This is a genomic window from Haloplanus litoreus (genome assembly GCF_045690335.1).
Taxonomy (GTDB): domain Archaea; phylum Halobacteriota; class Halobacteria; order Halobacteriales; family Haloferacaceae; genus Haloplanus; species Haloplanus litoreus.
This window is the reverse complement of the sequence record NZ_CP147874.1, coordinates 2,518,765-2,545,295: the sequence shown is the minus strand read 5'-3', so window position 1 is coordinate 2,545,295 and position 26,531 is coordinate 2,518,765. Positions and strand designations below refer to the sequence as shown.

The 26,531-nt window shown below is 67.7% G+C and carries 29 protein-coding genes and 1 tRNA gene; 12 read left to right on the top strand and 18 right to left on the bottom strand.

Annotated elements, in window-relative coordinates:
* Positions 1-13: 13 nt before the first annotated feature.
* Positions 14-1,456 carry a hypothetical protein gene (locus V8686_RS13600; RefSeq protein WP_379705007.1) on the bottom strand — a complete coding sequence of 481 codons (1,443 nt, stop codon included), beginning with the start codon at positions 1,454-1,456 and terminating at the stop codon, positions 14-16.
* A 269-nt stretch (positions 1,457-1,725) separates the two neighbouring features.
* Between V8686_RS13600 and V8686_RS13595 the strand changes: the two genes are divergently transcribed.
* Positions 1,726-2,607: a universal stress protein gene (locus V8686_RS13595; RefSeq protein ID WP_379705005.1), complete on the top strand. Its 882-nt coding sequence runs from the start codon at positions 1,726-1,728 to the stop codon at positions 2,605-2,607.
* A gap of 111 nt (positions 2,608-2,718) precedes the next feature.
* Here the strand turns inward: V8686_RS13595 and V8686_RS13590 are convergent, their stop codons facing one another.
* Positions 2,719-3,549, bottom strand: coding sequence for an MBL fold metallo-hydrolase (locus V8686_RS13590; protein ID WP_379706602.1), 831 nt, complete (start codon positions 3,547-3,549; stop codon positions 2,719-2,721).
* Between the two features lie 167 nt (positions 3,550-3,716).
* Between V8686_RS13590 and V8686_RS13585 the strand changes: the two genes are divergently transcribed.
* Positions 3,717-4,181, top strand: a complete 465-nt coding sequence (locus V8686_RS13585) for a PUA domain-containing protein (protein WP_379705003.1) — start codon at positions 3,717-3,719, stop codon at positions 4,179-4,181.
* Here V8686_RS13585 and V8686_RS13580 read toward each other — a convergent pair.
* The 3 genes from V8686_RS13580 to srp19 all read right to left on the bottom strand — a co-directional run bounded on the left by V8686_RS13580 (position 4,178) and on the right by srp19 (position 5,746).
* Positions 4,178-5,182, bottom strand: coding sequence for a presenilin family intramembrane aspartyl protease PSH (locus V8686_RS13580; protein WP_379705001.1), 1,005 nt, complete (start codon positions 5,180-5,182; stop codon positions 4,178-4,180). The two genes, V8686_RS13585 and V8686_RS13580, sit on opposite strands and share 4 nt — an antisense overlap.
* 61 nt (positions 5,183-5,243) lie before the next feature.
* Entirely contained in the window at positions 5,244-5,468 is a 225-nt protein-coding gene (locus V8686_RS13575) for an H/ACA ribonucleoprotein complex subunit GAR1 (protein WP_379704999.1), read from the bottom strand.
* Positions 5,468-5,746 (bottom strand): signal recognition particle subunit SRP19, encoded by a 279-nt coding sequence (srp19, locus tag V8686_RS13570; protein WP_379704997.1) that lies wholly within the window; start codon positions 5,744-5,746, stop codon positions 5,468-5,470. The genes V8686_RS13575 and srp19 overlap by 1 nt, the downstream gene beginning before the upstream one ends.
* A 162-nt stretch (positions 5,747-5,908) precedes the next feature.
* Here srp19 and btuC point away from each other — a divergent pair, with 162 nt between their 5' ends.
* The 4 genes from btuC (at position 5,909) to V8686_RS13550 (ending at position 9,408) form a co-directional block, all read left to right on the top strand.
* Complete coding sequence (gene btuC / locus V8686_RS13565) at positions 5,909-6,919, top strand: vitamin B12 ABC transporter permease BtuC (protein ID WP_379704995.1); 1,011 nt, start codon at positions 5,909-5,911, stop codon at positions 6,917-6,919.
* Positions 6,916-8,220 carry an ATP-binding cassette domain-containing protein gene (locus tag V8686_RS13560; RefSeq protein ID WP_379704993.1) on the top strand — a complete coding sequence of 435 codons (1,305 nt, stop codon included), beginning with the start codon at positions 6,916-6,918 and terminating at the stop codon, positions 8,218-8,220. The genes btuC and V8686_RS13560 overlap by 4 nt, the downstream gene beginning before the upstream one ends.
* Positions 8,221-8,270: 50 nt before the next feature.
* Entirely contained in the window at positions 8,271-9,281 is a 1,011-nt protein-coding gene (locus V8686_RS13555; RefSeq protein ID WP_379704991.1) for a class I SAM-dependent methyltransferase, read from the top strand.
* Positions 9,282-9,335: 54 nt separating this feature from the next.
* A tRNA-Thr gene (locus V8686_RS13550) sits at positions 9,336-9,408 on the top strand.
* A gap of 149 nt (positions 9,409-9,557) precedes the next feature.
* Here V8686_RS13550 and V8686_RS13545 read toward each other — a convergent pair.
* Both V8686_RS13545 and V8686_RS13540 read right to left on the bottom strand, forming a co-directional pair.
* Positions 9,558-9,968 carry an EamA family transporter gene (locus tag V8686_RS13545; RefSeq protein ID WP_379704989.1) on the bottom strand — a complete coding sequence of 137 codons (411 nt, stop codon included), beginning with the start codon at positions 9,966-9,968 and terminating at the stop codon, positions 9,558-9,560.
* Between the two features lie 738 nt (positions 9,969-10,706).
* Positions 10,707-11,084, bottom strand: coding sequence for a cupin domain-containing protein (locus V8686_RS13540; protein ID WP_379704987.1), 378 nt, complete (start codon positions 11,082-11,084; stop codon positions 10,707-10,709).
* Between the two features lie 125 nt (positions 11,085-11,209).
* Between V8686_RS13540 and V8686_RS13535 the strand changes: the two genes are divergently transcribed.
* Together V8686_RS13535 and V8686_RS13530 are read left to right on the top strand one after the other, a co-directional pair.
* The gene (locus V8686_RS13535) at positions 11,210-12,847 is read left to right on the top strand and encodes a COG1361 S-layer family protein (RefSeq protein ID WP_379719617.1); all 1,638 of its coding nucleotides are present in this window, start codon (positions 11,210-11,212) and stop codon (positions 12,845-12,847) included.
* Positions 12,848-12,852: 5 nt separating this feature from the next.
* Entirely contained in the window at positions 12,853-15,351 is a 2,499-nt protein-coding gene (locus tag V8686_RS13530) for an efflux RND transporter permease subunit (RefSeq protein ID WP_379704984.1), read from the top strand.
* A gap of 455 nt (positions 15,352-15,806) precedes the next feature.
* On the opposite strand, the gene V8686_RS13525 is transcribed toward V8686_RS13530, so the two are convergent.
* Positions 15,807-16,730: a DMT family transporter gene (locus V8686_RS13525; RefSeq protein ID WP_379704982.1), complete on the bottom strand. Its 924-nt coding sequence runs from the start codon at positions 16,728-16,730 to the stop codon at positions 15,807-15,809.
* Positions 16,731-16,815: 85 nt separating this feature from the next.
* Between V8686_RS13525 and V8686_RS13520 the strand changes: the two genes are divergently transcribed.
* Positions 16,816-17,436 (top strand): class I SAM-dependent methyltransferase, encoded by a 621-nt coding sequence (locus tag V8686_RS13520; RefSeq protein WP_379704980.1) that lies wholly within the window; start codon positions 16,816-16,818, stop codon positions 17,434-17,436.
* Between the two features lie 4 nt (positions 17,437-17,440).
* Here the strand turns inward: V8686_RS13520 and V8686_RS13515 are convergent, their stop codons facing one another.
* Positions 17,441-17,821: a DUF2237 family protein gene (locus tag V8686_RS13515; RefSeq protein ID WP_379704978.1), complete on the bottom strand. Its 381-nt coding sequence runs from the start codon at positions 17,819-17,821 to the stop codon at positions 17,441-17,443.
* A gap of 37 nt (positions 17,822-17,858) precedes the next feature.
* Positions 17,859-19,091, bottom strand: a complete 1,233-nt coding sequence (locus V8686_RS13510) for a HEAT repeat domain-containing protein (protein ID WP_379704976.1) — start codon at positions 19,089-19,091, stop codon at positions 17,859-17,861.
* 105 nt (positions 19,092-19,196) lie between these two features.
* Between V8686_RS13510 and V8686_RS13505 the strand changes: the two genes are divergently transcribed.
* On the top strand, positions 19,197-20,147 hold the full coding sequence (locus V8686_RS13505; RefSeq protein ID WP_379704974.1) for a PGF-CTERM sorting domain-containing protein: 951 nt from the start codon (positions 19,197-19,199) through the stop codon (positions 20,145-20,147).
* A gap of 38 nt (positions 20,148-20,185) precedes the next feature.
* Positions 20,186-20,836: a DUF7547 family protein gene (locus V8686_RS13500; protein ID WP_379704972.1), complete on the top strand. Its 651-nt coding sequence runs from the start codon at positions 20,186-20,188 to the stop codon at positions 20,834-20,836.
* A gap of 51 nt (positions 20,837-20,887) precedes the next feature.
* On the opposite strand, the gene V8686_RS13495 is transcribed toward V8686_RS13500, so the two are convergent.
* The 5 genes from V8686_RS13495 to V8686_RS13475 all read right to left on the bottom strand — a co-directional run bounded on the left by V8686_RS13495 (position 20,888) and on the right by V8686_RS13475 (position 24,063).
* Positions 20,888-21,139: a TrmB family transcriptional regulator gene (locus V8686_RS13495; RefSeq protein ID WP_379704970.1), complete on the bottom strand. Its 252-nt coding sequence runs from the start codon at positions 21,137-21,139 to the stop codon at positions 20,888-20,890.
* 148 nt (positions 21,140-21,287) lie between these two features.
* Positions 21,288-22,694: a class III poly(R)-hydroxyalkanoic acid synthase subunit PhaC gene (gene phaC / locus V8686_RS13490; RefSeq protein WP_379704968.1), complete on the bottom strand. Its 1,407-nt coding sequence runs from the start codon at positions 22,692-22,694 to the stop codon at positions 21,288-21,290.
* Positions 22,691-23,233: a poly(R)-hydroxyalkanoic acid synthase subunit PhaE gene (locus tag V8686_RS13485; protein ID WP_379704966.1), complete on the bottom strand. Its 543-nt coding sequence runs from the start codon at positions 23,231-23,233 to the stop codon at positions 22,691-22,693. Before V8686_RS13485 ends, phaC begins: the two co-directional genes overlap by 4 nt.
* 38 nt (positions 23,234-23,271) lie before the next feature.
* Positions 23,272-23,694 carry a hypothetical protein gene (locus tag V8686_RS13480; RefSeq protein ID WP_379704964.1) on the bottom strand — a complete coding sequence of 141 codons (423 nt, stop codon included), beginning with the start codon at positions 23,692-23,694 and terminating at the stop codon, positions 23,272-23,274.
* A 54-nt stretch (positions 23,695-23,748) separates the two neighbouring features.
* Positions 23,749-24,063 carry an AbrB/MazE/SpoVT family DNA-binding domain-containing protein gene (locus V8686_RS13475; RefSeq protein ID WP_379704963.1) on the bottom strand — a complete coding sequence of 105 codons (315 nt, stop codon included), beginning with the start codon at positions 24,061-24,063 and terminating at the stop codon, positions 23,749-23,751.
* Between the two features lie 177 nt (positions 24,064-24,240).
* On the opposite strand from V8686_RS13475, the gene V8686_RS13470 reads away from it, so the two are divergent.
* Complete coding sequence (locus V8686_RS13470; RefSeq protein ID WP_379704961.1) at positions 24,241-24,846, top strand: MaoC family dehydratase; 606 nt, start codon at positions 24,241-24,243, stop codon at positions 24,844-24,846.
* A gap of 2 nt (positions 24,847-24,848) precedes the next feature.
* On the opposite strand, the gene V8686_RS13465 is transcribed toward V8686_RS13470, so the two are convergent.
* The 3 genes from V8686_RS13465 to V8686_RS13455 are packed head-to-tail and all read right to left on the bottom strand — an operon-like array spanning position 24,849 to position 26,494.
* Positions 24,849-24,995, bottom strand: a complete 147-nt coding sequence (locus tag V8686_RS13465) for a hypothetical protein (RefSeq protein WP_379704959.1) — start codon at positions 24,993-24,995, stop codon at positions 24,849-24,851.
* Positions 24,982-25,335, bottom strand: coding sequence for an OB-fold domain-containing protein (locus V8686_RS13460; protein WP_379706600.1), 354 nt, complete (start codon positions 25,333-25,335; stop codon positions 24,982-24,984). The genes V8686_RS13465 and V8686_RS13460 overlap by 14 nt, the downstream gene beginning before the upstream one ends.
* Positions 25,336-25,339: 4 nt before the next feature.
* Complete coding sequence (locus V8686_RS13455) at positions 25,340-26,494, bottom strand: thiolase domain-containing protein (RefSeq protein ID WP_379704957.1); 1,155 nt, start codon at positions 26,492-26,494, stop codon at positions 25,340-25,342.
* Positions 26,495-26,531 lie beyond the last annotated feature (37 nt).

The window sequence follows — 26,531 nt, the reverse complement described above, 5'->3', positions numbered from 1 at the left end:
TTGCGCTTTTCGCTCACGCCTCGTCAGTCCCGAACGCACTGCTGAGGCGGTCGCGGAACGACCGCAAGTCGTCGAGTTCCGCACGGACGTCCTCGATGTCGTCTTCGAGCGCTTCGACGGCTTCCAGGCGCTCGTCCAGCCGCTCCAGCCGCGACTCGACGCCGGCAAGCTCGTCCTCGACGGCCGCGACCCGCTCGCTCGCGTCGGCGACAGCGGCGGACGCGTCCTCCGCCTCGGCCTGCAGTACACCGCGCTCCTCGGCGGCCGCCGACAGCGACTCGTCGAGGGCGTCGATCCGGTCGTTCAGGTCGCTCACCTCCTCGCTCACGTCGCCGAGCACCTCCTCGGCGGTACCGTTCTCGTCGAGGAAGTCGGCGAGGGCGTCACGGTAGGCGAGGACGTCCTCGACCTGTGACTGGAGGCGACCGACGCGTACGTCGACGCTCGTCGGAACCTCCCCCTCGAACGCCTCGTGCAGGACGGCCAGGTCGTCGTCGTCGACAGTTCCCTCGCGAATCTCGGCGGCGAGGGCGGCCGCGACGGAGCCCGGCGCGGCCGTGGGACCGCCGGCCTCGCTCTCCGACGCGGTCGATTCGGCGGCAGCGGCCGCCCCGTCTTCTCCGGCGGCAGCGGCCGCCCCGTCTTCCCCGGCGGCAGCGGCCGCCCCGTCTTCCCCGGCGGCAGCGGCCGCCCCGTCTTCCCCGGCGGCGTCCTCGGCCTCGGCCGCGTCACTCGACCGTGGGTCGAGCGCTGCCGCGGCGTCCGCGGAGGCGACGGTTTCCGGCTTCTCGGCGTCGTCCGCTTCGTCCGCTTCGTCCTCGGTCCCTCCCGCGTCGGCGCCACCGCCCGTCTCGACGGCAGTCACGGAGTCGTCGCGGTCACCGAGGGCCGCGGTGAGGTCACCGTCGCGGTCACGCGGCGGCGGCGCCGTCCCGGCGTCGCGGCCGCCGAGGAGCGGCTCCGGACCCGAGGTCGGGTCGGCGGACCCCATCTCCGAGAGTTCGGACGACTCCCCGCCGGAGAGGGCGTCGCGGACCACCTGCGTCGTGTCCCGTCCGAGTACTTCGTCGGAGCCGGGTGTGACGTCGTCCGGTTCGATCAGGTCGAGGGACGGTTCGTCGAGGAACGGGTCGACCTCCTCGGGGTCGTCGATGCGGATTCCGTACACCGTGAGGACGGACTCCCCGGGATCGAGCGTTCGCTCGTACGCGACCCGGTGGTCACGGTACGCGGTCCAGTTCCCGCTGTCGTAGTCCGGATGGAAGCCCACGCCCTCCATCGCGAACGATTCGGGGATCTGATCGACGAGCCGAATCCGGATCGGATCGTCGGCGAGCGATTCGATTTCGAAGGCGATAGCCGGCACCGGAAATCGGTCGGCCTCGAAGGTCTTCCCGACGCGTACCTCCCCCGTCGACACGGACACTGGGGTCTCGGGGTCTGGGTCGTTCGCCATGCGCCATACCTTTCCCAGTAGTAGCATAAAACATCCGGCGGTCCCACCCCCAAGCCGGTACCTCGACGCCGCCAGTGACGACCGGCGTCGACACGCTCGGCTCGTTCCCAGCGACCGGGGTCGGCCACGGCCGTTTATGCCATCAACGCTACTACAGGATTGCATGGATTCTCGTGACACCCGGACGGAACGTTCGTATCGAACCGAACGGAAGACGCCGAGTGGGCGCTTGGCGGTCCGCCGGCGGAGTGGCCGGGAGTGAGCGATCGATGTACGATACGATCCTCGTGCCGACCGACGGGAGCGCGGCTGCCGAGGCGGCAGCACGACACGCAATCGACCTCGCGCGCGCGTTCGACAGCGAACTCGTCTTTCTGAGCGTCGTCGAAGAGGGGGTACTTAGCCGCGCACTCGGTGACGTCGATCCGCCGGTTGGGGAGCGACGGGAGAAACTGGAGCAGGCCGCCCGGGAGGCAGTGGAGGCGCTCCAGGGACTCGCCGCAACGTCGAACGGCGGCGCCGTCCGGACGACGGTCGAGCGGGGACGCCCCCACGAGACGATCCTCGACGTCGCCGACCGACACGATGCGGATCTGATCGCGATGGGGACCCACGGCCGGACCGGACTCGACCGCGTGCTCCTCGGGAGCGTAACCGAGCGAGTGGTCCGCACGAGCGACGTTCCAGTCCTCACGGCCCGCGCCGACTCGGCCTCTGACGGGGCGGTCGAGGCGGTGTTGCTCCCCACCGACGGGAGCGAGGCGGCGACGGCAGCGGTCGATCACGGTATCGCCATCGCCGAGCGCTACGGCGCGACCGTTCACGTCCTGTCGGTGATCGATATCGGGGCGCTCGCGGGCGCGTCGAGCATCGGAATGAGCGTTCCGGACGTGGTCGAGGATCTGGAGGCCACCCACGAGGAAGCCGTCGAGACGATCGCCGATCGGTGTGAGCGGGGTGGGCTCGACGCGCGGACCCACGTCGAACAGGGGACGCCTCACCGATCGATCCGCGAGTACGTCGACGCGGAGGGAATCGACCTCGTGACGATGGGGACCCACGGCCGGACGGGGTTCGACCGGTTCGTCCTCGGGAGTGTGACCGACAGGGTGATCCGCACGAGTTCGGCACCGGTCCTCACCGTTCGCTGACGGTCACGAAGGGTTCGTGACTGTCCGTCTCGTACGGGGTATTGTAACGGTTTCCCGATGGGGGCCGAGACGGTCCGGCACCCCGTCGGTAATGACTTAGCATAAACGGTATCAGAGGTCGATCCGGTCGCCGATTTCGACGACCTCCAGTCGTTCGGGATACGGGAAGCTCCGAGCGTGGTGGTGGAGGGCGGTCGGATCGGCGTTCAGTCCCTTCCACACGTCCCAGTGACTCGGGAGCACGCGGTCGAGTTCGAGGGCGTTCGCCGCCCGAATCACCTCGTTCTCGGTCGCGTACCACTGCGTTCGCGTCGGCTCACGGGTCTCTTTGTCGAGGATGGTCCCGGCCGATCCGAACGCGAGAACCCCGAGGTCGATGTCGAACCGGTCGGCGAGGTCCGGGAACGACTCGTCGGGTCGCGTATCGCCGCCGTGGAAGACGGTGCCGGCGTCGTGTTCGAAGACGTACCCGACGGGGTGGTCGGCGTCGGGGTCGTTCACCGGCACGACGTGGACGGTGAACTCGCCGACGTCGAACTCGTCGCCCTCGGTGACGGTGACGAACTGTTCGGAGACGACGCCCCAGTCGTCGGTCCACCCGGCCCGGTCCACCACGGCCATGCTGGCGTCCGGCGCGTAGTAGTCCGCACCCGTCGCGGCGAGGATGGGCGCCTGCGTCGGCCCGTGGACGTGATCGGAGTGTTCGTGCGTGGCGAGGACGGCGTCGGCGTCGGTCACGTCGGTCGGATCGAAGGGGACCGGCAGCATCCGCACGGTCCGCGGCGGGTCGCCGAGCCCACAGTAGGGATCGACGAACAGCGTCGTCCCCTCGCTCCCCTTCAATACGAAGCCGTTACAGCCCAGATACCAGACCGCGACCGTGTCGGGGTCCGCCGCCGCCACGGCGGTCGGAAGCCAGTCCCCCCAGTCGCTCTCGCCCAGTTCGTGTGCCATATCGGTCGTCGGGTCGGTCGGGGGCTAAGCGTTGTGGTGGACGGCGTCGACGAGGGACCGACCGCGAACGAGGAACACCGTCCACGCACCCCGGAACTCGCCCGGCGCCACGACGGACCCGGGAAGCCTTTTGCCGTGGCCGTGCGACGACGCCCATGACTCGCGACGAACTCCCGCGCCTGCGGACGGTGGCCGACTACCAGTTCGGCGCCGGTGCGGGGCGCGCACTCTTCCCGCCAGCCGAGGACCAGACCGTGACCCGTTCGACGAGCGGACGGCCACGGCAGGTCCGCGCCGACGACGGACGTCTCGTCTCCTACGGTACCGACGGCCGTTTCACGCTCGGCCTGGAAGGCGGGCGGCGGCTCATCGAGGCCCTCGACGACCCGCGAGCGCGCGTCGTCGTCGGTTCCGAGAGCGAACCCTTCGTCCGCGAGGGGAAGAACGTCTTCGCGAAGTTCGTCCGGGACGTCGACGACGACGTGCGACCGACCGACGAGGTGGCCGTGGTTCACGCGGATGGTGACCTGTTGGCGGTCGGTCGCGCGGAACTCGCCGCCGACGCTATGCGTGACTTCGAGTCGGGGATGGCAGTCAAGGTGCGCGCCGGCAACGACTAGAGGTACGGCGCCAGGCCGAGCGCCCGGACGAGGGGGACGCCCGCGAGGGCGGACCCGAGGAGGTACCCGCCGATGGCGCCACCGTTTAGGAGTGGGAGACCGGCGTGGGCGCGGCCTTTCATCACGGCCCAGAGCAGGACGCCGAGGCCGAGGAACGTGCCGACCATCGCGAGCAGTGCGGGGAGGTTGAGCGCCGGGAGCGTGGCGACGCCGAGCGACGGTGCCGGCGAGAAGAAGGCGCCACTGGCGACCATGACCGTGGGCATCACCGCATCGCCGAGGCCGATGAAGAAAGCGTCGCGCTCCGAGGGTTCGACGTCGTCGGTGTCGTCACCCACGTTCCCGTCCCCCGTCGCCGACCCGTCTCCGTTCTCGTGAACCTCGTTCGCACCGCCGAAGTCGTCCTCCAGCAGGGAGTACGAGAGGGTGAGTGGGACGACGAGAATCACGGGCACGTGGAGGTCCATCACGCCCTCGGCGAGGCTGAGCATGTGACGCGTGCCGTAGACGCTGATGGCGTCGTACACCGCCAGCACGGAGAGGAGGACGATGGCGGGCAGGAGGCCGAAACTGATGCCGAACAGGGCGCCGGCGCCGATACCCATTACGACGCCGGCTCCGTCGATGACGTACCATTCGGGGTAGACCAGTAGGGCGACGGCGACGCCGACGGAGAGGGCGACGGCGAGGAGGTTGACCGAGCCGACGACGACCAGCGGCGGGGCGACGACGCCGAAGACGTACCACGAGACGAGGGCACTCGAGAGGACGACGACGGCCCGGACGGCTCGCTCGAAGGCGTACTTGAAGGCTGCGAGCATCAGGCCCGTCGCGACGAGGATGGCGGCGAAGTAGACGAGGCTGTTGGTCGGATCGGAGGGATCCTCGACGGCCTGATAGCCCGCCGTCTCGAAGGGACCGACCATCGCGAGCGCACCGACCTGGACGAGCAAAAACAGCGCCGCGGCGACGGCGACGCCCCGGCCCTCCCGTGCGTTCATGTGCGCCCCTTGGTCGGGGGGTGGTTTGGCCGTTGTGACTTCGCCAGGCGATCCGTCCGCTTCATCGCGCGTAGAGTTTCGTCCCGAGGAGGTCGGGCAGTCCGACGTGGTCGTCGGGCGAGACGGCGAGGTAGGGACGGTCGACCGGGCCGAAGACGTCGACGACGCGACCGACCGTCGAGAGCGACTCGTCGACGGCCATCGTCCCGATGTCGGGTGCGTCGTCGTCACAGCGGACGATGGCGAGGCCCTGTGCGGTACGGGTGACGGTTCCCAGGCGACGCATTAGTCCCGGAGGATCGCCACGTAGGCCGCGATGGCCTGGACGAGGTCGTTCTTCGAGGCGTCGTCCGCCCCCTTGACGAGCACGCGACCACGGGGATCGAACTCCCGCGGATAGGTCTTGTCGCGTTCGATGACCGCGTCGTAGCCGACCTGCTGGACGGATTCGGCGATTTCGTCGACGGTCGGGTCGTCGACGGCCTCGTCGAGGGGGACGCGCCGCCCCTCCGCGCGACTCTTGGTCGCGTCCAGATAGGCCGGCCAGATGACGTTCTCCACCATACCCACACGCCGCGGGCCGGCCCTAATACGGTTTTGGATGGGGCGCCCGGCCGCCCGACGTCGACCAGCGGCCGACCCGACCCCCGATTCGGGACCGTCTCACGACCGATCGGGAGCGGTATACAACAAGTATTTACCTACTGCAAGGAGGCCTTCGTAGGTATGAACGTCGGCGTGCGGACGGGTGCGTGGGTCGGCGGGTTGAGCTGTGTGCTCGTCGCCGTGACGCTCGTCAGTTCCACCATCGGCCCGGTGCGTATCGGCGTCGGGAGCGTCGCCGACATCGCGCTCGCGTCGCTCCTCGGTGGGACGGCCGACGCACCCGAGGCTCACCGGACGATCGTGCTCTCGATCCGGATGCCACGGATCGCCCTCGGTGCGGTGGTCGGCTTCGCGCTCGCGTCCGCGGGGACGGTGATGCAGGGGTTCTTCCGCAATCCCATGGCCGATCCATCCATCGTCGGCGTCTCCGCGGGGGCGGCGACCGGCGCCGTGGCGGCCATCGTCGCGCCGGTCACGGTACCGCTGGCGCTCCCGATCGCCGCCTTCGTCGGCGCGTTGCTCGCCGCCTTCGGCGTCTACCTGCTCGCGACCGACGGCGGCCGGACGCCCGTCGAGACGCTCCTGCTCGCCGGCATCGCGGTCCAGACCTTCCTCGGCGCCGTCGTCTCCTTCCTTCTGGTCAACGCGGGACGGGACCTCCGGGAAGCCATCTACTGGCTGATGGGTCATCTCCACCACAGCACGTGGACCGAGGCGACCGTCGCGGCGGCCGTCGTCGTGCCGGGCTTTCTCGCCCTCCTCGCGTACGCCCGTGATCTGAACGTCCTCCTCCTCGGCGAGGAGGACGCTCACTCCCTCGGTATCGAGGTAGAGCGGACCAAACGCCTCCTCCTTGCCGTCTCCAGTCTCCTGACTGCGGCCGCCGTGGCCGTCGCGGGCGTCATCGGCTTCGTCGGACTCGTCGTCCCGCACGTCATGCGCCTGCTGGTCGGACCGGACCACCGCATCCTCCTGCCGACGAGCGCACTGGCGGGGGCCTCGTTCCTCGTCGCCACCGACACCATCGCCCGCTCCGGCCCCGCCGAACTCCCCGTGGGAATCGTCACCGCCGCCGTCGGCGCGCCCTTCTTTCTCTACTTGCTCCGCAATCGGGAGGTGCACACGCCGTGACCGCCGCCGCAATCGACGTCGACGGCGTCTCCGTCGCCTTCGGTGGTGTGCCCGTCCTCGACGAGGTGTCGACGGGCATCACGGCCGGGACGTTCGTCGGCCTCGTCGGCCCCAACGGGGCCGGCAAGACGACACTCCTCCGAACGATCAACGGGGCGCTATCCCCCGATTCTGGGACGGTCACCGTGGCCGAGGAGCGACTCGCCGACCTCTCCTCGCGGGCGGCGAGCCGACTCGTGGCGACCGTCCCACAGTCCACCGCCTCGACGTTCGAGTTCGACGTGCGACGCATCGTCTCGATGGGTCGAACCCCGCACGTCGCCCGACTCGGATCCCGAACCCCGGCCGACCGACGGGCGGTCGAGGAGGCGATGGATCGCGCCGCCGTCGCGGACCTCGCCGACCGTCCCGTGACAGAAGTGAGCGGCGGCGAACGCCAGCGGGTGTTCCTCGCCCGCGCGCTCGCTCAGGACACGCCCGTCCTCCTCCTCGACGAACCCACCTCCGACCTCGACGTGAACCACCAGGTGCGGACGCTGGAACTCGTCGCTGACCTCGTCGACGAGGGCCGCACCGTCGTCGCCGCCATCCACGACCTGGATCTGGCGGCGCGGTACTGTGACGAACTCCGCCTGCTCGCCGGCGGGTCGATCCGGGCGGCCGGCACGCCCGAGTCGGTGCTCACCGGCTCGGCAATCGAGGCGGCGTTCGACGCGCGAGCGACGGTCACGACCCACCCCGTCACCGGGACGGCGTCCGTGACCGCCTTCGCCGGCGAACGCGATGCGGACGACGCCACCGGACGCGTCCACGTCGTCGGCGGCGGGAGCGCGGCCACTCCACTCCTTCACCGTCTCGACGCGGTCGGCGTCGACCTCTCGGTCGGTGCCGTCGGAACGACGGACCCGGACGCCGAGACGGCACGCGAACTCGGTGCCGAACTCGTGACCGTCGCGCCCTACGCCCCCGTCGACGACGAGACCCGCGCGGCCGTGGAGCGACGGATGCGACGGGCCGACGCCGTCGTCGTTGCCCCCATCGCCGTCGCCGAGGGGAACCTACCGAACCTCCGGGCTGCCGCCGCGGCGACTCGCCCCATCGTCGTCGACGGCGGACCGTTCGAGACGCGCAACCACGCCGGATCGGCGGGTCGGCGGGCGGACGCGAAACTCCGGGAGCGAGGGACCGTCGTCGACGCTGCCGACGTAGTCGAAGTCGTGCGCGCAGCCGTCGCCGGCGACTCCGCGGACGGTGAGAGCCCGCTGTCGGGTGACTTCGAGTCGGACGGCCCCCGGCCCTGATCGCCGGGGGGAAACGTCACGCTTACTCCCGCGGGGAGCGACCCGTCGGTATGGAACGGCCGTGCGTTCGCGTCCCCCGGGAAGCGGGCGAGGAGACTCGGCAGGCCCTCGCCGCGGCGGACCTCGTCGACGAGGACCACGAAATCGTCGTCGACGAGGGGCTGCTCTACCTCCCCGTGACCGATCCCGACGCCGTCGACGACGAGTACGACGTGATCTACCGGGACGTGCCGGCCCACGACCGCCAGCAGACGCCCGCCGACGTGCTCGGCTTCGCGCCCTCCTACGAACGCCTCGGCGACGTGGCCATCCTCGACGCGGACGACCCCGAGCGGGCGGGCCGCGTCGCCGAAGCCATCCTCGACTCCGACCTCCCCGTCCGGGCGGTCCTCAACCGGGCCTCCAAGGTGAAAGGCGACCTCCGGGTGCGCGACTGGACGGTCCTCGCGACCGACGAGGACGCCGACGGTGAGGGACGTTCGCCGACCGAGACGGTCCACCGCGAGTACGGCTTCGAGTACCACCTCGACCTCGCGACGGTGTACTTCTCGCCGCGACTCGCAACCGAGCGCCACCGCGTCACCGCGCAGGTCGAAGCGGGCGAACACGCCGTGGATATGTTCGCCGGCGTCGGACCGTTCGCGATTCCGATGGCCGCCCGCGGGGCGACCGTCGTCGGCGTCGACCTCAACCCCGCCGCCGTCGAGTACCTCCGCGAGAACGCCCGCCGCAACGCCGTGGCGGAGTCGGTCACCGCCATCGAGGGCGACGTCCGTGACGTCGCGGCCGACTACGAGGGCTGGGCCGATCGGCTCGTGATGAACCTCCCGCACAGCGCCGACGAGTTCCTCGACGCCGCCGTCACCCTCGCCGGCGAGGACTGCGTCCTCCACTACTACGACATCCAACACGAGGACGACCCCTTCGGTCCCGGCGAGCGAGCCATTCGGGAGGCGGCCGATCACGCCGGATACGACGTGGACGTGCTGACGCGCCACGTGGTTCGGTCCTACGCGCCACACGAACTCAACGTCTGTCTGGACGTGCGACTGTCTCGGTGAGGGCGCGGCGTTTCGGAACCCTTATTTGAGTCATGGCAGTACGGTGGAGTGCGCGCCGGTGTAGCTCAGCTGGCAGAGCGATTCCTTCGTAAGGAATAGGCCGAGGGTTCAAATCCCTCCACCGGCTTTCTGCTGCGAACAACGTGAGTAGCGATAGCCACGGATGGATTTGAATCAGAGAGTGGAGCGAAGCGGAACGACCGTGGTTCACGATCCCCGCCACCGGCTCTTCCTGCCGAACGTAGCGAGACTGAAAGCCCCGTGTGGACGCTTCGATTACTGATTAATGAGGACGATGGCGACGACGGCCAGTCCGATACCGGCGACTTTCGTGAGCGAGATCGGCTCGCCGAGAACGGCGACGCCGATGGCAGCCGCCGTGACGAAGTACATCCCACCGATGGTCGCAACCACCGCGGTGGATCCGACGGAGACGCCGACGAACGTCGAGACGACGCCGATGGCGGCCGCCACACCCGCAACGACGGAGAACAGCAGACCCCTATTCGTCACCACGAGCGAGGCGTCGGACACGACGGCGTAGGCGGTGGTGACGACAGCCGCGGCGACGTACGAGATGGCGGCGGCGGTCACCGGATCGATGCTGTTCGACGCGATGTCGCCGAGCGTGATCCAGAACCCCCACGCAATCATCGTTCCCAGACCGAAGAGGAGCGCCGAGTTCACGCCGTGACACCTTCCCATCCGTGACTCGGGCGACGGTGCGAAGTCGGTGCGACAGCCGTCGGAGTTCGAAATGTCCCCGCTGGCCCAGGTGGGAAATGCATCGGTTACTCGCCACTAGCCGCACGGATCTGATAGAGGTACCCCATTCGTCACCGACGACAACACCCGGTGGAGCCGCGCCACGAGCGCCACCGCGGACGCCGCCGACCGCGCGGAGGGATCGGCGGCGAACGACACGCTGCGAGAGTACGGCGAGACACCAGCCCGGACTCGTTTCGCTCGTGCGACGACCGCGTCCCCACGGGAGCGATGCCGTCGGCGACCGGCGGGATCGACGGGCGTCGGGAGGCCCGGTCGGTCTGCGGCCAAAAGCGTCGGTGGGTTGGTGGCGGTCCGGGGCCCCCACACCGCCACCATCCCCAGCCGATGCAGCGGGGGGCAGTACGGAGAAACCGAATGAATCGGCCTCCGGTCGGCGTGTCAGAGGCACCTTCCCCCCAGCGTGACGTTAGCGCAGCAAATATTAATAATCTAACTATTGTTGCCGGGGTCACAAACCTACCGACTGCTGGCCAACGTCGTTCAGAGGGACGAACCGGGGTGCAGGAAGCGGCGAAGGATGATCCGAGCAGGGGCGAGACGGCGTCGGACGCCCCCTCATACGGACCGTTGTCAGTCATGTCCGGCCGTCGGACCACGGGGACGGCGACGACCGGGGAACAGATGCACCGACCCGTCTCAGTCGTCGATCAGTTCGATGCTCGCATCGCCGTTCGGAACCATACAGATGAACTCGCTCGCTTCGTCACTTTCGTTGCGGAACCAGTGGACGGTTCCCGGCGGGATCAACAGCGAATCACCCTCCGAGACCCGAACCTCCTCGTCGTCCAGTCCGACGACGTACTCGCCGGTGACGGTGTGCACCTCGTGTTCGACGCCGTTGGTGTGTTTCGGCACCTCGGCGCCCGGTTCGAGTTGGTAGCGTCGCATCCGGAAGTTTGGCGTGCCGTCCGACTCGTCGAGGATAACGGCTTTCCGGGTGCCCTCCGCCTTCGTGAGCGTTTCGTAGGTTACGTCGTCCGCGCGCTTGACGACCGGTTTGGCGTGAGTCTCCATGACATCGACACCAATCGGCGGTAAGCGCGATAAAGATTTGGAGAGGCCGTAACCCAACACATAATTTAATTCCATTGACATCCTTGGTACGGCACAGTGATTCAGAGTGAGGCGAGTTCGGCGGGATGGTCGGAGCGAGCGCTCTGGGTGGTCCGAGCGTGAATCAGCGGTTGGCAGCGGTCCTCCTCGTGGTGTTGCTGCTCGTGCCCGCGACGCCGGTGGTGGCCGCCGATTCGGTGGTCGTCGGGCGGGCGGACCTCTCTCTGACGGTCCCGGACAACCGAGTCGCGCCCGGCGAGACGGCGACCCTGGACGTCTACGTCGTCAACGACGCACGACTGGTCAGAGGGGGACCGCAGGAGTTCGAGAACCGCGTCACGACGGCCCGTACGACGACGTTGGACGTCGGCGCGGTCCGCGGCGTCGACGTCGTGACGGACGAGATTCCGGTGGGGACGGTACCGGAGGGAACCCACGGGCCGGCGTCCATCGAACTCACGGTGCCCGAATCGGTGCCGCCGGGGACGTACCGACTGCCGGTGACGCTTTCGTACACCTACACGTCGACGGTCCTGTACGACGTCACCGACCGCTCCGATGGCCCGGAGTACGACGACGTCGAGGTCACCAAGCGCGTGTCGGTTCCCATCGTCGTCGAGGAGCGGCCCCGATTCAGCATCGAGGACGTCGAGACCGACGCCCAGATCGGTGGCTCGGGGAGGATGTCCGTCTCGGTGCGCCACGTCGGAAGCGAAGTCGTCCGTGGGGCGAGCGTCGACCTGACCTCGGCGAACGACGACCTGACGTTCGGCGGAGCCACCACCGCGGAGTCGTTCGTCGGCGAGTGGCGGCCCGGGGAAACAAAGACGGTGACGTTCCCGGTGAACGTCGTCGACGACGCCGAACTCCGGGATTATACGGTCACTGGCCGGATCTCGTATACGGACTCGGACGGGATCAGCGGCACCTCGAACGAACTCCGATCGAGCGTCCGCCCGCGAGCCGAACAGGCGTTCTCGCTGTCCGGCGTCGAATCGTCGCTTCGAATCGACCACGAGGGGACGGTCAGCGGTACCGTGACGAACGAAGGGCCGACACCGATCACCGACGCGGTAGTGGTCTTCGAGCCGAGGAGCCCGAACTTCGACGCGAGTGAGACGGAGTTCGCCATCCCCGACCTGGCGCCGGGCGAGTCGGCGCCCTTCGGGTTCGACGTGGAGGTGTCGAGCGCCGCCGATCCCGGCTCGCGACAGTTGCGCTTCGTCGTCGCCTACGAGAACGAGGACGGTGATAACCTGACGAGCGACGCGCTCACCGCGCGCCTCGACGTGGCACCGGAGCGAGATTCCTTCACCGTCGAGGCCACGGAGTCGACGGTGCGGGCGGGCGGCAGCGGGCGGCTCGTGCTCCGAGTTACCAACGCGGACGACGAGACGCTCTCGGACGTCTCCGCGAAGCTGTTCGTCGACGACCCGATCTCGACGGACGACGACGAAGCGTTCGTGGACGAACTCGCACCCGGCGATTCGGCCGAAATCAGTTTCGAGGTGAGCGTCGCCGGCGGGACCTTCCCCAAGGCGTACCCGGTCTCGCTCGACTTCGAGTACGACCGACCGGACGGCACGACCCTGATCTCCGACACCGTCCGGCTCCCGATCACCGTAGAGGAGCGCCGGGGCGGTGGGCTTCCCGTCGGGCTCCTCGTGGGTCTCGCCGCCATCGCGCTCGTCGGGGCCGCAATCATCGTCGCGCGGCGGAGGTAGGCCGTGTGACTGTCGACTATCAGCGGTTCATCGACGTGGCCGACGACTGGATCACCGGACGACCCGGGACCGTCGTGTTGGCCTTCTTCGTCGTGACCGCCGTGTTCGCCGCCGGGCTGCCCGCCGTCTCGACCGATTCGGGGACCGAGTCCTTCGCCGAGGACGTTCCGGAGGAAGAGGCGTTACAGGACGTGAACGAGAAGTTCTCGGCCCCGTTCGAACCGGACGAGGGGAGCACGCAGCTCATCCAGCGTGGCGAGAACGTCCTCTCGAAGCGGGGGCTACTGCGGATGCTCACCGTACAGGAGCGACTGGCCGACGATCCGGACATGCGGGTCGTAGCGACCGAGAGCGCCGCGCGGCAGGTCGCCCGGCAGCTCGACCCGGGCGCCGAGACGCTCGAATCGGAGCGGGACGCAGTCGAGCGCGCGACGACCGGCGAGATACGGACCGCGGTCCGGACGCTCGCTCGGGAGAACCCGCGGTTCACCGCGCTCCTGAGCGACGACTTCAACCCGACTGCCGCCTCGGCCTCCGCGACTATCGGTATCGTCACCCACGAGGTCCCCGCGGGACTGGATACGGGGACGGGGCAGGGGAGTGCGAGCCCGCTCGAATCGATTCAGATCGAAGCACGGTACGTCGCCGACGCCGCCGGCGGCGACATCGTCGTCTTCGGGTCCGGAATCACCGCCGTCGAGTTCGGGACGGTCATCAGCGACTCCCTGCTCATCGTCGTTCCCGCGGCGGTGGTGTTGATCGCGCTGTTCTTGATCGTCGCCTACCGCGACCTGGTGGATCTGCTCCTCGGGCTGACCGGACTGAGCATGACCATCGTCTGGACGTTCGGCTTCATGGGATTCGCCGGCATCGCCTTCTCACAGATCCTCATCGCCGTCCCACCGCTGTTGCTGGCGGTCGGCATCGACTTCGGTATCCACGCGATCAACCGCTACCGCGAGGAGCGGCTCACGGAGGACGACCCCGTACGGGCGATGCGCACCACGACCGACCAGTTGCTGGTCGCGTTCTTCATCGTCACCACCACGACGGTGATCGGCTTCTCCTCGAACCTCGTGAGCGACCTGCCTCCGATCCGGGAGTTCGGCGTCGTCGCCGCCATCGGCATCGCCTTTACGTTCCTGGTCTTCGGCGTCTTCCTGCCGTCGCTGAAGCTGTACACCGACGGGCTCCGCGAACGCTACCCGATCCCAACGTTCTCGCAGACGCCCATCGGCTCCGAGGGGTCGACGCTCGGGAGCGGCCTCTCACTCGGCGTCTTCGTCGCACGGCGCCTCCCGGTCGCTTTCTTGCTGATCAGCGTCGTCGCCGCGGGGGGCGCCGGTTACTACGCGGCGGGCATCGACACGACGTTCTCACAGGAGCAGTTCCTGCCGCCCGAAGAGACGGCCGATTTCTACGACGCGCTCCCCGAGCCGTTCGAGCCGAGCGAGTACACTATCACGGCGACGATCAACTTTCTCGAAGACAACTTCGAGTCGAGTGAGGACGACGAGGTGGTGGTGTACGTGGAGGCGCCGATGGAGCGCAACACCGCGCTAGAGTCGATCTACCGTGCGGGCGAGAACCCGCCCGACACCTTCGTGCGGGACGGTCGGCACGCCCGGGAGACCAGCATCGTGACGGTCATCCTCGCCTACCAAGAGCGCGACCCCCGATTCGACGCGCTGGTGGCTCGGAACGACCGGAACGCCAACGGTATCCCGGATCGAAACCTCGGGGAGGTGTACGACTACCTGTTCGCCTCGCCGGCGCGGGATCGGGCGCTCGACTACCTCACGGAGGACCGCCGAAGCGCCCGCGTGGTGTACTCGGTGAAAGGCGACGAGAGTGACGCCGCCATCACGGCCGACGCGCGGACGGTGGCCGACCGCTACCGGATGGGAGCGACGGCGACCGGCGGTATCGTCGTGTTCGAGGCGATTTCGGCCATCATCTTCGACTCGGCGATCCTCAGCCTCGGCCTGGCGCTGGCCGGCACCGCCGTCTTCCTGCTGTTCGTCTACTGGGTGCTGGAGGGACAGGCGTCGCTCGGCCTGGCGAACCTCGTCCCCATCGTGGTCACGGTGGCCTTCGTCGGCGGATCGATGCGGTATCTCGGCTTCTCGTTGAACGCCTTCACCGCGACGGTGCTCGCGATGACCATCGGTCTCGGTATCGACTACTCCGTCCACCTCACCCACCGCTACATCGACGAGCGACGCCTCCAGCCGACAACCCTCGACGCCCTCACCCGAAGCGTGTACGGGACCGGCGGCGCCCTCCTCGGGAGCGTCCTCACGACGGTGTTCGGGATCGGTGTTCTCGTCCTCTCGGTGTTCCCCGCCATCGGCGACTTCGGTCTCCTCACCGCGCTGTCGGTGATCTACGCGTTCCTGTCGTCGTTGCTGGTGTTGCCCTCCGCGCTGGTCGTCTGGGAACGGATCTTCGGCGAGGGGAGCGAATCGGTCGCGGTTCCAGCGCGGACGAACGAGGATATCTGACCCCGTCCCCGTGGGGACCGGGGGAGTACCGGACCTGCTGTCGAACGAAGGCCGGACGAGTGACGGCGCCGCCGCGGTGTGTCGGGCCGGAGACAGCGGACGGCGCTGCCGACGGCGAGAGCCGGATTGGAGGCCGGTGGCGACGGGGAGTACGTGGGTCCGGAGCGACGGACGGCGTAGCGGGTCGAACCCGGGAGCGGGGAGGAACGCGAACGAACTCGGCGCCGCCGGGCTCGGGTGGTCGAGCCGACATCGGGGGGCGGCGCCGAGTGGCATGTCGCGTCTGCCCGGGTCGGGTGGTCGAAACGGTGCCCCCGGTGGGCCAGCCGGATCGGTGCGCCGAACGATGGCGTCTCGATGCGGGACGACTCCTTCCGGTCCCGAGCGAGGTTATGTTCAGCGTCCCGGAAAGTAAAGCTACCTATCACGTCAGCATGGGCGTCGACGGCGGGCGATCAGCGGCCGAGGAGGGCGGAGACCCGCGAGAGTTCGGCGGCGACGACGTGGCGTTCGAGGAGGCAGACGCCGGCGACGACGACACAGAATCCAGCGGCGGTGGCCAGCGTGACGGGTTCGTCGAGGAGGAGCCACCCGGTGAGAGCGGCGACCATGGGGACGACGTAGGCCACCAGATTCGTGCGAACCGGACCGATCCGCCGGATGAGCGTGAAGTAGATCGGGTAGGCGGCCGCCGTCGACGGAATCGAGACGACGAGCACCGCGAGGACGAGCGTCGTCGTCGGGGCGGTGTCGGCCACCGACTCGCCGATGGCGAGGCTCCACAGGTGGAGGAGGACGGCTCCGAGCGCCATCGCCCACGCGGTCAGCGGAACGCTCGCCATCGTCGCGTCGATACGACGCATGAGGACGCTCCCGAGGGCGATGAGCGCCGCTGCGCCGAGGACGTACAGTTGGCCGACCGTCGACCCGGACGTGAGCGTCTCCGGCGACGGCTGGACGATGACGACGACGCCGACCAGTCCGAGGAGGATGCCGACGACGCCTCGCACGTCGAGTCGGTCTCCGAGCAACAGGAAGGCCACCGCGGGGGAGAGGATCGGATTCAACCCGTACATCACGGACGCCGCGGCGGGCGTGATGGCCCGCTGGCCGAGAAAGAGCAGGCCGTTGTTCGCCGCGACGATGGTCACGGCGCCGACGGCGAGTGCGGTCAGATCGGCGCGGCTCCGCGGACGCCACGCGTCGTAGCGCCAGGCGGCGTAGACGAGGAGGATCGGTGCGGCGATGTCGAAGCGGAGGGCCGCGAAGAAGACGGGCGGGAGTGCGTCCAACCCGGCCTTGATCGCGACGAACGAACTGCCGAACAGTACCCCGAGGAGAACGAACAGGCCGGCGTTCCGGTAGCGACCGACGGGCACGCGTGACCCTTCTTCGCCGGCAAGAATGGGTGTGTCGATTCACGGAGGCGACGGGGACTTACCCCTCCGACGACTTCGTGGGGTCGTGACCGACGACCGAGAGCGCTGGAACGAGAAGTACAGTACGGACGAGGAGTTCGACCTTCCGGACGATTCGATCCCCGAACTCGGCCGTCGCGTCGACGCGCTTCCGACGGGGCGTGCCCTCGACGTCGCGACGGGGACGGGACGGAACGCCCGATTTCTCGCCAGCGAGGGGTACGACGTCGACGCCGTGGACGTCTCCGACGAGGCACTCGACAGAGCCGCCCGCGCCGCCCGCGACGACGGTGTCGACGAGCGCGTGACGTGGATCCGGAGCGACGTTGCGGACTTCGAGTTCGAGGCGTCGGCGTACGACGTGATCACGGTGAGTTACTTCGCCGCGCTCGATCTCCTGCCAGACATCAAGGAGGCGCTGGCGCCGGATGGCGTCCTGATCTACGAACACCACCTTCGGTCGAGCGACCCGATCGACATCGGCCCGTCGAACGACCGGTACCGGTTCCGAGCGAACGACCTGCTCAGGGCGTGTCTCGACCTGACGATCCTCGAGTATCGGGAGCGAATCCGCCTGGACGAGGCGGGACGGACGCAAGCGGTGACGACGCTCGTGGGCCGGAACTCGACTGGGGGGCGTCAGTCGTACCCGCGAGCGGCGGAGTGACCGGTCACGCCCCGTCCGCGTCTTCGTACTCGTGGTCCAGTAGCGTCGAGAAGGGAATCTCCTCCAGCACTGCCTCCGCCGTCGCCTCGAGGACGACCGGTGGGGCGACGCCGTCGGCTTCGGCCTCGACCCAGCGGCCCAGACAGACACACCAGCGGTCGCCGGGGGTCAACCCCGGGAAGTCGAACTCCGGACGGGGCGTGAGCAGGTCGTTGCCCCGCGCTCGCGAGTACTCCAGAAACTCTTCAGTCATCACCGCGCAGATCTCGTGTCGGCCCCGGTCGGACTCGACGTGGTGACAGCAGCCGTCCCGAAGGTAGCCGGTCTCGGGATCGGTGCTGCACGGTTCGAGGTCGGTGCCGAGGGCGTTCGACTCCGTGGACATGGACGGGGGACGGCTGCCGGAGGAAAGAGGGTTGGGATCAGGCCGGCTGTTCGACCGACAGCGCGTCGGCGGCTCGGGATGCCTCGTGCTGGACGAGGTACGCACGGTCGTCGACGTAGTCGGCGGCAGCGGAGAGCGCGCGTTCGGTGCCGATCTGGCGGAGCGCCCACGCGGCCGCGGCGCGGGTCTCGTCGGTCTCGCCGTCGGCCAGGACGCCGGCCAGCGGGTCGACGGCCCGCGTGTCGCCGATGAGGCCGAGTGCGCGAGCGGCGTGAGGACGGATCTGCTCGTTCTCGGCCTCGAGTTTGTTCGCGAGCGGCGCGGTCGCCTCCTCGCTGCCGATTTCACCGAGGGCCTTGAACGTCACCTTCTGGAGTCCGGGGTCGGAGTCGGCGTCGACGTACTCCAGCAGTGTTTCGACGGCGTCCGTCGCCGCCATCTTGCCAATCGCCTTGATCCCGGGCTTGTCGCGCTTGCCCGCACGCTGGTGCATGGCGTCGAAGGCCTCGTCGTCGTTCATCCGCGTGATGGCCTCGAGGCAGTGGCGCTCCATGAACTCGGACTGGAAGCTATCGAGGGCCAGGAGCACCATCTCGACGTTGCCCTGCTGTTCCCACTCCTTGAGCGCCGCCCACTCGACCGGGTAGTCCTTGTAGTGGCCGAGCACGTCGTAGAATCCCTGCGCTCGGAGCTGTTCGTGGGTCTCCAGGTCGTCCCACTCCTCGGCGTCGTCGAGGCCGGCGGACAGGTCGTCGGTGGCGACGAGGAGGGCGTCGATGGTCTCGGCGTCGGCGTCGGCGTCGAGACCCGCGTCCGTGACGGCTGCGGCAGCCGCGTCGAGGGCCTCGTCGTCCTCTCCCGCGAGATCGGTGTCCAGAATCTCCGCCACCTCGTCGACGAAGGCGGCGACGGCCGCGGCGGCCTCACCCTCGCCGTCTTCGGTCCATTCGGTGTCGGCGAGGGTCGCCTTGGCGGCCTCCACGTCGTCGACCACGTCGGACGCGTAGGGGCCGCGTGCGGCCTCCAGGTCGTCGCGGAGGTCGTCGAGGCGCGCTTCGAGGTCCTCACGGGGGTCGTCCTCGTCCTCGTCCTCGCCGTCCGGGGTCGGGAGGTCGGCGGCCTCGAGGTCCTCGGCGATCCCGTCGAGCGTCTCCTCGACCGCGTCGAGGTCGGCTTCAGTCTCGGCAGCCTCGAGGTCCTCGGCGATCCCGTCGAGGCGGGAGTCGAGGGTCTCGGCCGGTAGGTCGGTCTCGTCGTCCCCGTCGGTCATACGCACACACTCCGTGTGACTCTCAAAAGAGCGTTTCCATTCCCGGCAAGGGAACGGCGTCCCTTTCGACAAGATCCATGGTCGGGGACCCCGTACCGTGACTCCATGCGATCCGACGTGCCCCCCCGTTCCCGATCGGCCCTCGCCACACTCCTCGTCGCCGTCCTCGTCGTCGCCGGCATCACCGGCGTGGGCGTCGCCGTCGAGGAGCCACGCGACGAACCATCCGACACCAGTCCACCCGTCCGTGTGTACGTCAGTGAGACGCTCGACATCTCGAACGTCCAGCTTACCGGCGGCGGCACCGTCGGCACCGAGCGAACGACGTTCATTTCGACGACTGGCGACTCGGTGTTCACGGTTTCCCCGGAGAACGCCGACTTCGACGGGGTGAGTCCCGGCTCGTACGACGCCGACACGGACGACGACGACGACCCGGAACTGGTCGTCGTTCAGCCACGGATCACCGACTTCGACGTCCGCAACGAACGCGGCGTCGACATTGCGGGTGACACCGTCGAAGCCAGCGACTTCGAGGAGGTGCGAATCACGGTCGAGTACAACTTCGCCGAGGCCGACCGCCTCGACGTGACCGTCGAGAGTCCAGACGGGGTCGATCTGGCGGGCAACGAGCGGATCACCGAGAGCGGTGGGAACGTCACCGTCGACACGAGCAGTGCCGATCCGGGACCCTACCGGATCGAAGTCGAAGGGAGCAACATCGAGGCCGGATCGGCGACGACCGAGGTGACCGTCGCCGGCGGCCGAACCGCGACGCCGACGCCCGAACCGACCCCAGAGCCGACGCCCCCATCGACCGCGACGCCGACGCCCGAACCGACCCCGGAACCGACCCCGGAACCGACCCCGGAACCGACGGCGACGCCCCCATCGACCGCGACGCCGACGCCCGAACCGGTCCCCGAACCGACGCCGACGCCGACGCCCGAACCGACACCGGCGACGACCACCGAATCGTCGGGCGACGGGTTCGGCGCCGTCGTCGCCCTCTTCGCACTGCTGACGGCCGCGGTGGTCCGCTGGCGACGCGAGTAGGGCCGACAGTATATGCGCCTCCGGCCGCAAGAGGCGGTATGAGCCACGACGACGACGAGGATCTGGCGGTCCTGCTCTCGGAACTGGAGGAGACCCTCACTGACCTCCGATCCGCCGTGGACCGGGACGTGCGGGGCGGCGGGCGGCGATCCCGCGGCGCGACGGACGTGCCACGTCGCCGACCACCGACGCCCGGCGAGATGCTGCGGTTCACCGAAGAGTACACGATTCCGACGCTGATCGCCCTGCTCGAAGCGACGGTGCAGTCGCTGGAACTGCTGCGCGCGGTGCTCCGACTCGCCGGGCCGCGGCCGAGTGAAGGGCGGCTTCGGGACCGACTGCGGTCGCCGGAGTCCCCCGACGTGACCACCCTTCGGGACGCGCTTGCGGACCTGCGGGAGGCGCTCACCGGAGCCGACCTCCCCGAGGAGTCTGCGGCGGGGTCGGTGCTCGCGGACGCCCGATCACTGACGGCGGAGATCGACGAGCGGTTGGCGGCGGTCGACGACGGGGGACGAGGTGGAGAGGAACGCGGGGACCGCCGGCGCGACGACCGGGCGGACCGCGGGCAGGGGGTCGCCATCGACGTCGAGGAGGAGGGGGAAACGGTCGACGTGGACGCGGAACTGGCGTCGATCAAGGACTCGATGGAAGACGACGAGAACGGAGAGGAGACCGGAACGGAGTGAGTACCACCCGTGGGGGGTGACACGAGAGCACTAGAGACCGAGTCGGCGACGTTACGCCGCGGCGTTGACGTACTTGTCGTCGACGCGGTCGATCAGTCCCCGCTCCGAGAGGGTGTCGAGGACGGGAAAGAGGCTGATTTTCTTGATGTCGAGCGTCGACTGAAGGTCGCCGATGGTGACACCGTCCGAGACGGTGACGAAGAGGTAAACGAGCTTCGTGTCGGCGGCGGTGAGGTCGTCGGGGATGTCGAAGCGGTCGGCGGCCGAGGCGATCATCTGGTTTGCGCTCGTGTTCGTGCTCATGATCTACTCGAAATGTCCGTCTTCTAAGTAATAAACTCTTCCAATATATGCACCATACTATGGAAATTCCTAATATGAGATGATATGTCCATATATACGCAATGATCGTTCGTGTGGTCCGGTGTCACGACGCGGAGCGTCGTCCCACCTACGCGGTCCGCTCGCTGGCGTCGTCGATCCACCGGCGGATGCGGCCCTCGTCGATGCCGGACTCCGCCGACAGCGTGGCGGCCTCGGCGTCCACGAGTGCCTCCACCGACGCCACGCCTGCCGACGCCAGACGCTCGGCGTAGGCCGGGCCGATACCGTCGAGTTCCTGCAGGTCGGTGCCGGCCACGTCGGCCGCCGTGCCGTCCTCCTCGGTCACGTCAGCCTCCGTCGTATCGACGTCCTCGGCGACGGCGGCGTCGGGGGTGTCGGTTTCGGGTGCCTCCGTAGCGGCGTCCGTGTCCGTCGACTCGCCGTCGTCGACCGACCGCTCGGCGAACCACTCGGCGACGTCGGGCCAGAGGTGTTCGTGCGTGGAACTCGACACCGAGAGACCGATGTGACCAGTCGAGAACTCCATGATCTCGGTGTCGTCGCTGGCGACTTTCTCGTTGAACGGCTTGCTCGCCTCCGGCGGAATGAGGTGATCGTACTCGCCGATCACCTGCAACACGGGCATAGTGATGTCGTCGAGGTCGACCCGCTCTCCGTTCAGTTCCAGTTCGTTACGGTAGAGCTTGTTCCCCTGGTAGACGTCCTCTAAGAACTCCCGGTAGGCGACGCCGGCGACGTCGATGGGGTCGTTGAGCCAGCGCTCCATCCGGGCGAAGTTCTCCACGAAGTCGTCGTCCTCGATGTTGTCGTAGAGGTTGCCGTACTTCGTGATGTAGTTGTGGACGGGGTCCATCAGCGCGAACCCGACGTCTAGGAACTCCGCAGGGACGTTGCCGAACGTCTCGGTGATCGCGCCGGGACTGAAGAAGTCCTCGTCGCCCCACATCTCGAGGATACCGCCGGTGCCGTCGAAACAGAGGCCCGCCGCCATCAGGCCCAGATTGCGGACCTTCTCGGGGTGGAGCGCCGCGTACATGACGCTCATCGTTCCACCCATACAGTAGCCGAGGATGTTGATCGAGTCCTGACCGGAGCGTTCGCGCACCTCGTCGACGCAGTTGTCGATGTACCGGTTCACGTAGTCGTGCAGCGACAGGGACGTATCGAGGTCGGACGGTTCACCCCAATCGATCATGTACACGTCGAAGCCGGCTTCCAGCATCCGCCGGATGACGCTACGATTCGGCTGGAGGTCGAGGATGTACGGCCGGTTGATGAGCGCGTAGACAAAGAGGAGGGGCACGTCGTGGCGCTCCTCCTCGGGCACCAGCGGCTCGTAGTGGTGGAGTTCGAGTTTGTTCTCACGGTAGACGACTTCGCTCGGCGTCTCGCCGACTTCCACCTCGGCCATCGTCTCCAACCCGTCGGGGACGGCCCCGACCGACGTCGCGTCGGCGGCGGCGCGCTCCCAGAGGTCGCGCTGGGCGTCGAGCGGGAAAGTGAAGGGGTTCATTGCTGGTCGATCAACTGATCGAGCTTCTGCTCGATCGAGTGCTGGCGGCGTTCGAGTTCGACGAGACGTTCACCGACCTCGCGCACGTCACCGACCGTCGCGAAGTTGAGGGCGTGGAGCGTCTCCTCGGAAGCCTCGTCGATGGTCTGTCGCATGTCCATCGCCTCCTCGACGGTCTGGCCCGTCGCCGCGGCGAAGGCCGTCGTGGTCATCATCTCTTTGAACGCCTCGTTGGCCGAGGAGAGCCAGATGTCACGGAACTCCTCCGGTTCGACGTCTTCGCCCTGCATGGCGCTGCCCATGCGCTCGAAGGACGTCTCGGCGGCGTCCATCCACGCCTCGTAGGCGCGCATCGATCCCTCGTAGCCCTCCTGAATCCGTTCCTCGGAGAGGCTGTCCTCCATCGAATCCATCCAGGATTCGAGAAACGCCGACTGGGCGTCGAGGTTCCGGTCGAGGGCGTTCATATACGTTTCCGTCATGCGCTCAAGGAACTGGTCCATCTGTCCGTCGAACGTATCGCTGGCATCGTTAGTCATCGTATGTAAATAGGGGGTCGGGATGGAATAGGCTCCGGTTAGGCCGATTCGGCCAGTTCCTCGGCGGAGGCGACGGCCTCTTCGGTCGTCTCCTCTGCCTCGGACTGGATCTGTTCGAAGGCGTCGAAGCTGTCCGCGAGCAGTTCGAGTTGCATCTCGGTCACTTCGTCGTAGGTCGCCTCGGCCTCGTCGAGGCCCTGCAGGAAGGACTGCCAGGCGTCCTCGTGAATCTCGTCGGCGGCCTCGAACTGCTCGTCGACGGCCGCTTCGAGTTCCGCGACGGACTCCTCGGGGAAGACCGACTTCATACTCTCGAGGTAGGCATCGATGGCCGTCTTCGAGAGCGTCACACCGCTCTTCTGGGCGGACTTGACCGACTCGAAGGAGCCGAACCAGGTCTCCATGGCGGAGCGCTGGACGTCGACGCCGGTTTCGGCGGCGCGGCGGGTCTGCTCGATCATCGTGCGTTGCAGCTGGAAAGCCGAACTAAGGGGGTTGTTAACACTCATTGGGTCTCACTCGGAGTTTCGTTTCACTGGGATGACGATCGTCTGGACGATGTCGCCGTCTTCGATGTCGAGCGTCTCACGCTCGGCATCGGGGATGCTGATGCGACCCCCGCTCTGCACGCGGGTCTTGAACATCGCGGTGCCCATGCTCATCGCGCCCAGTTGCGAGAACCCGTCGAACCCGCTTCCGGCACCGCCCGACATGAACTGCTTGAACAGCTTCATCTGCTGTTCGACCGCGTCTTCGCTTGCGTTCTGAAACTGCTGGGCAAAGGGCATGGGAGGCCACATCGGCGATCCATCGTCTTCGTCTTGCGTCATCCTTGTTACATCCGAGGCGGCCCAGAGGCATAAGCTTTACTTTTGTTACCATCCTATACCACTCAAAGACATTGGATGGTTTCGCCCGGGCGTGCCAGGCGGCGAAAGCGACCAGTCTTTAACCGACCACCCCAAACAACGGACAGACAACCAATGCAGGAACAATCTTCAACACCGATGAGTAGCCTCACGGACGCGTGGGTAGAGTCAGGAAAACACTTCTCGAACAGCGTCGAGCATTTCTACAGCAGTATGATGGCGGCCAATCGGGCCATGTTCCCGACGCTCGCCGACGGCGACGACCGGCAACCGCCCGTCTCGCCGGAGGTGAGCTATTCGAAGGCCGACTGGACGTTCGAACACGCCGACGAGGGCAGTGACGGCGTCGTCGGCGTGGGAGACCGCATCAGGTTCTCGAAGACCCTCAGCGAACGGGAGATCCGCGGGTTCGCGGACGCGAGCGGCGATACGAACCGACTCCACCTCGATCCCGACTTCGCCGAGCAGACACGCTTCGGCCGACAGATCGTCCACGGGACGCTCGTCTCCGGTCTCATCAGTGCCGCGCTGGCGCGCCTGCCCGGCCTGACGATCTACCTCTCACAGGACCTCCAGTTCCTCGGTCCCGTCGACATCGGTGAGACGGTCACCGCCATCTGTGAGGTCGTCGAAGACCTCGGCGACGGCCGCTACCGGCTGACCACCGTCGTCGAAGACGAGGACGGTGAGACGGTCATCGACGGCGAGGCGATCGTCCTCATCGACGAAGCGCCCGACGAGTAAACTCAGTTCTCTCGAACCGAAATCCCGGCGTTGCGGAACGCCGCCGTCGCACGCCGGAACTCGTTCTCGCCGTACGAGAGCCACAGCGACGGCGTCGTCACGTACCGGTGGCGCGTGTCGCCGGTTCGGCAGGCGTCAGAGCGGCTCAAACCGGTACCCGTCCCACTCCTGGCTCTCGGGTTCCCGGATGCCGGCACCGGGCTCCCGGAGTTCCTCGACGTACACGGGCCGCACCTCGTCGCCGATTTCCACGTCGTCGGTGGTCAGCCCACCGAGCGCGCGAACCGGTTCCCCGTCCACGTCGAACTCGACGATAGCGAGGGGATTCGGTTCGCGGACGCCCGGCGGCGCCGCGGTGCTCGTCGTCCACGTGACGATTTCGGCCGTGTACTCGCTGAGGTCGATCGTATCGACCGGTTCCTCTCCTCCGGGACCGAGGGGGTGACCCGGGTACGTGATGCTCCCGTCGGGATACTGGTACGCTTCCATCATCTCAGATCGCCTCCATGAGGGTGGTGATGACGCAGTTGCCGAAGCCGCCGACGTTACACGCCAGACCGGTGTCGGCGTCGCTGACCTGTCGCTTTCCGGCGTTGCCCGTCAGCTGTTCGTAGATTTCGTACACCTGTGCCACACCGCTGGCACCCAGTGGGTGCCCCTTGGATTTCAGGCCACCGGACGGGTTGATCGGCAGGTCGCCGCCGCGTTCGGTACGGCCTTCCTCGACAGCTTTCCAGCCCTCGCCCTTCTCGAAGAAGCCGAGATCCTCGCTCTGGAGGAACTCCAGAATGGTGAACATGTCGTGGAGTTCGGCCACGTCGACGTCCTCGGGGCTCAAGTCGGCCATCTCGTAGGCGATCCGACTCGACTCGACGACACCGCGCATCGTCGTCGGATCCGTCCGTTCGTGGACGACGTGGGTGTCCGTCGCGCCGCCGACGCCGGGCACGAGGACGTAGTCGTCGGTGTACTCCCGGGCGACCGACTCGGGACAGAACATGAGCGCCGCGCTCCCGTCCGTGATCGGACAGAAGTCGTAGAGACGAAGCGGATCGGCGACGATTGGCGATTCCAGCACCGTCTCCAGATCCACCTCCTTCTGGAACTGGGCGTGTGGGTTGTCGACACCGTGGCGGTGGTTCTTCACCGCAACCTTCCCGAGGCTCTCTCGGGGTGCGTCGTAGGTGTCGAGATAGAGCCGCGCGGTCAACCCGGCGAAACTGGGGAGTGTCACCCCGTGTTTGTACTCGACCGGGTGGGTGATGGAGGCGATGACGTCCGTCGCCTCCGGCGTCGTCCGGTGAGTCATCTTCTCGGCTCCGACGAGCAAGGTCATGTCGCTGGCACCGCTGGCGACCGACTGCCAGGCGTGTTTGACGCCGGCCCCGCCGCTCGAACTCGTCTGGTCGATGCGGGCGGTGTACGCCGGCATCGCGGCGAGGTCGTGGGCGACGGCGTTCATGATCCCCGTCTGTCCCTCGAACTCGCCGCTCGCCATGTTCGAAACGTAGAGGTGATCGACCGCGTCCGGCGAGACGCCGGCGTCGTCAAGACACGCCGTACCAGCCTCCGAAAGCAAGTCGAGGACCCACCCGTCCCGCTGGCCGAACTGGGTCATCGACGCGCCGATGATCGCTACATTCTCCATACTCCCGTTCGCGACGGCCACCGGCTTACCGTTTACC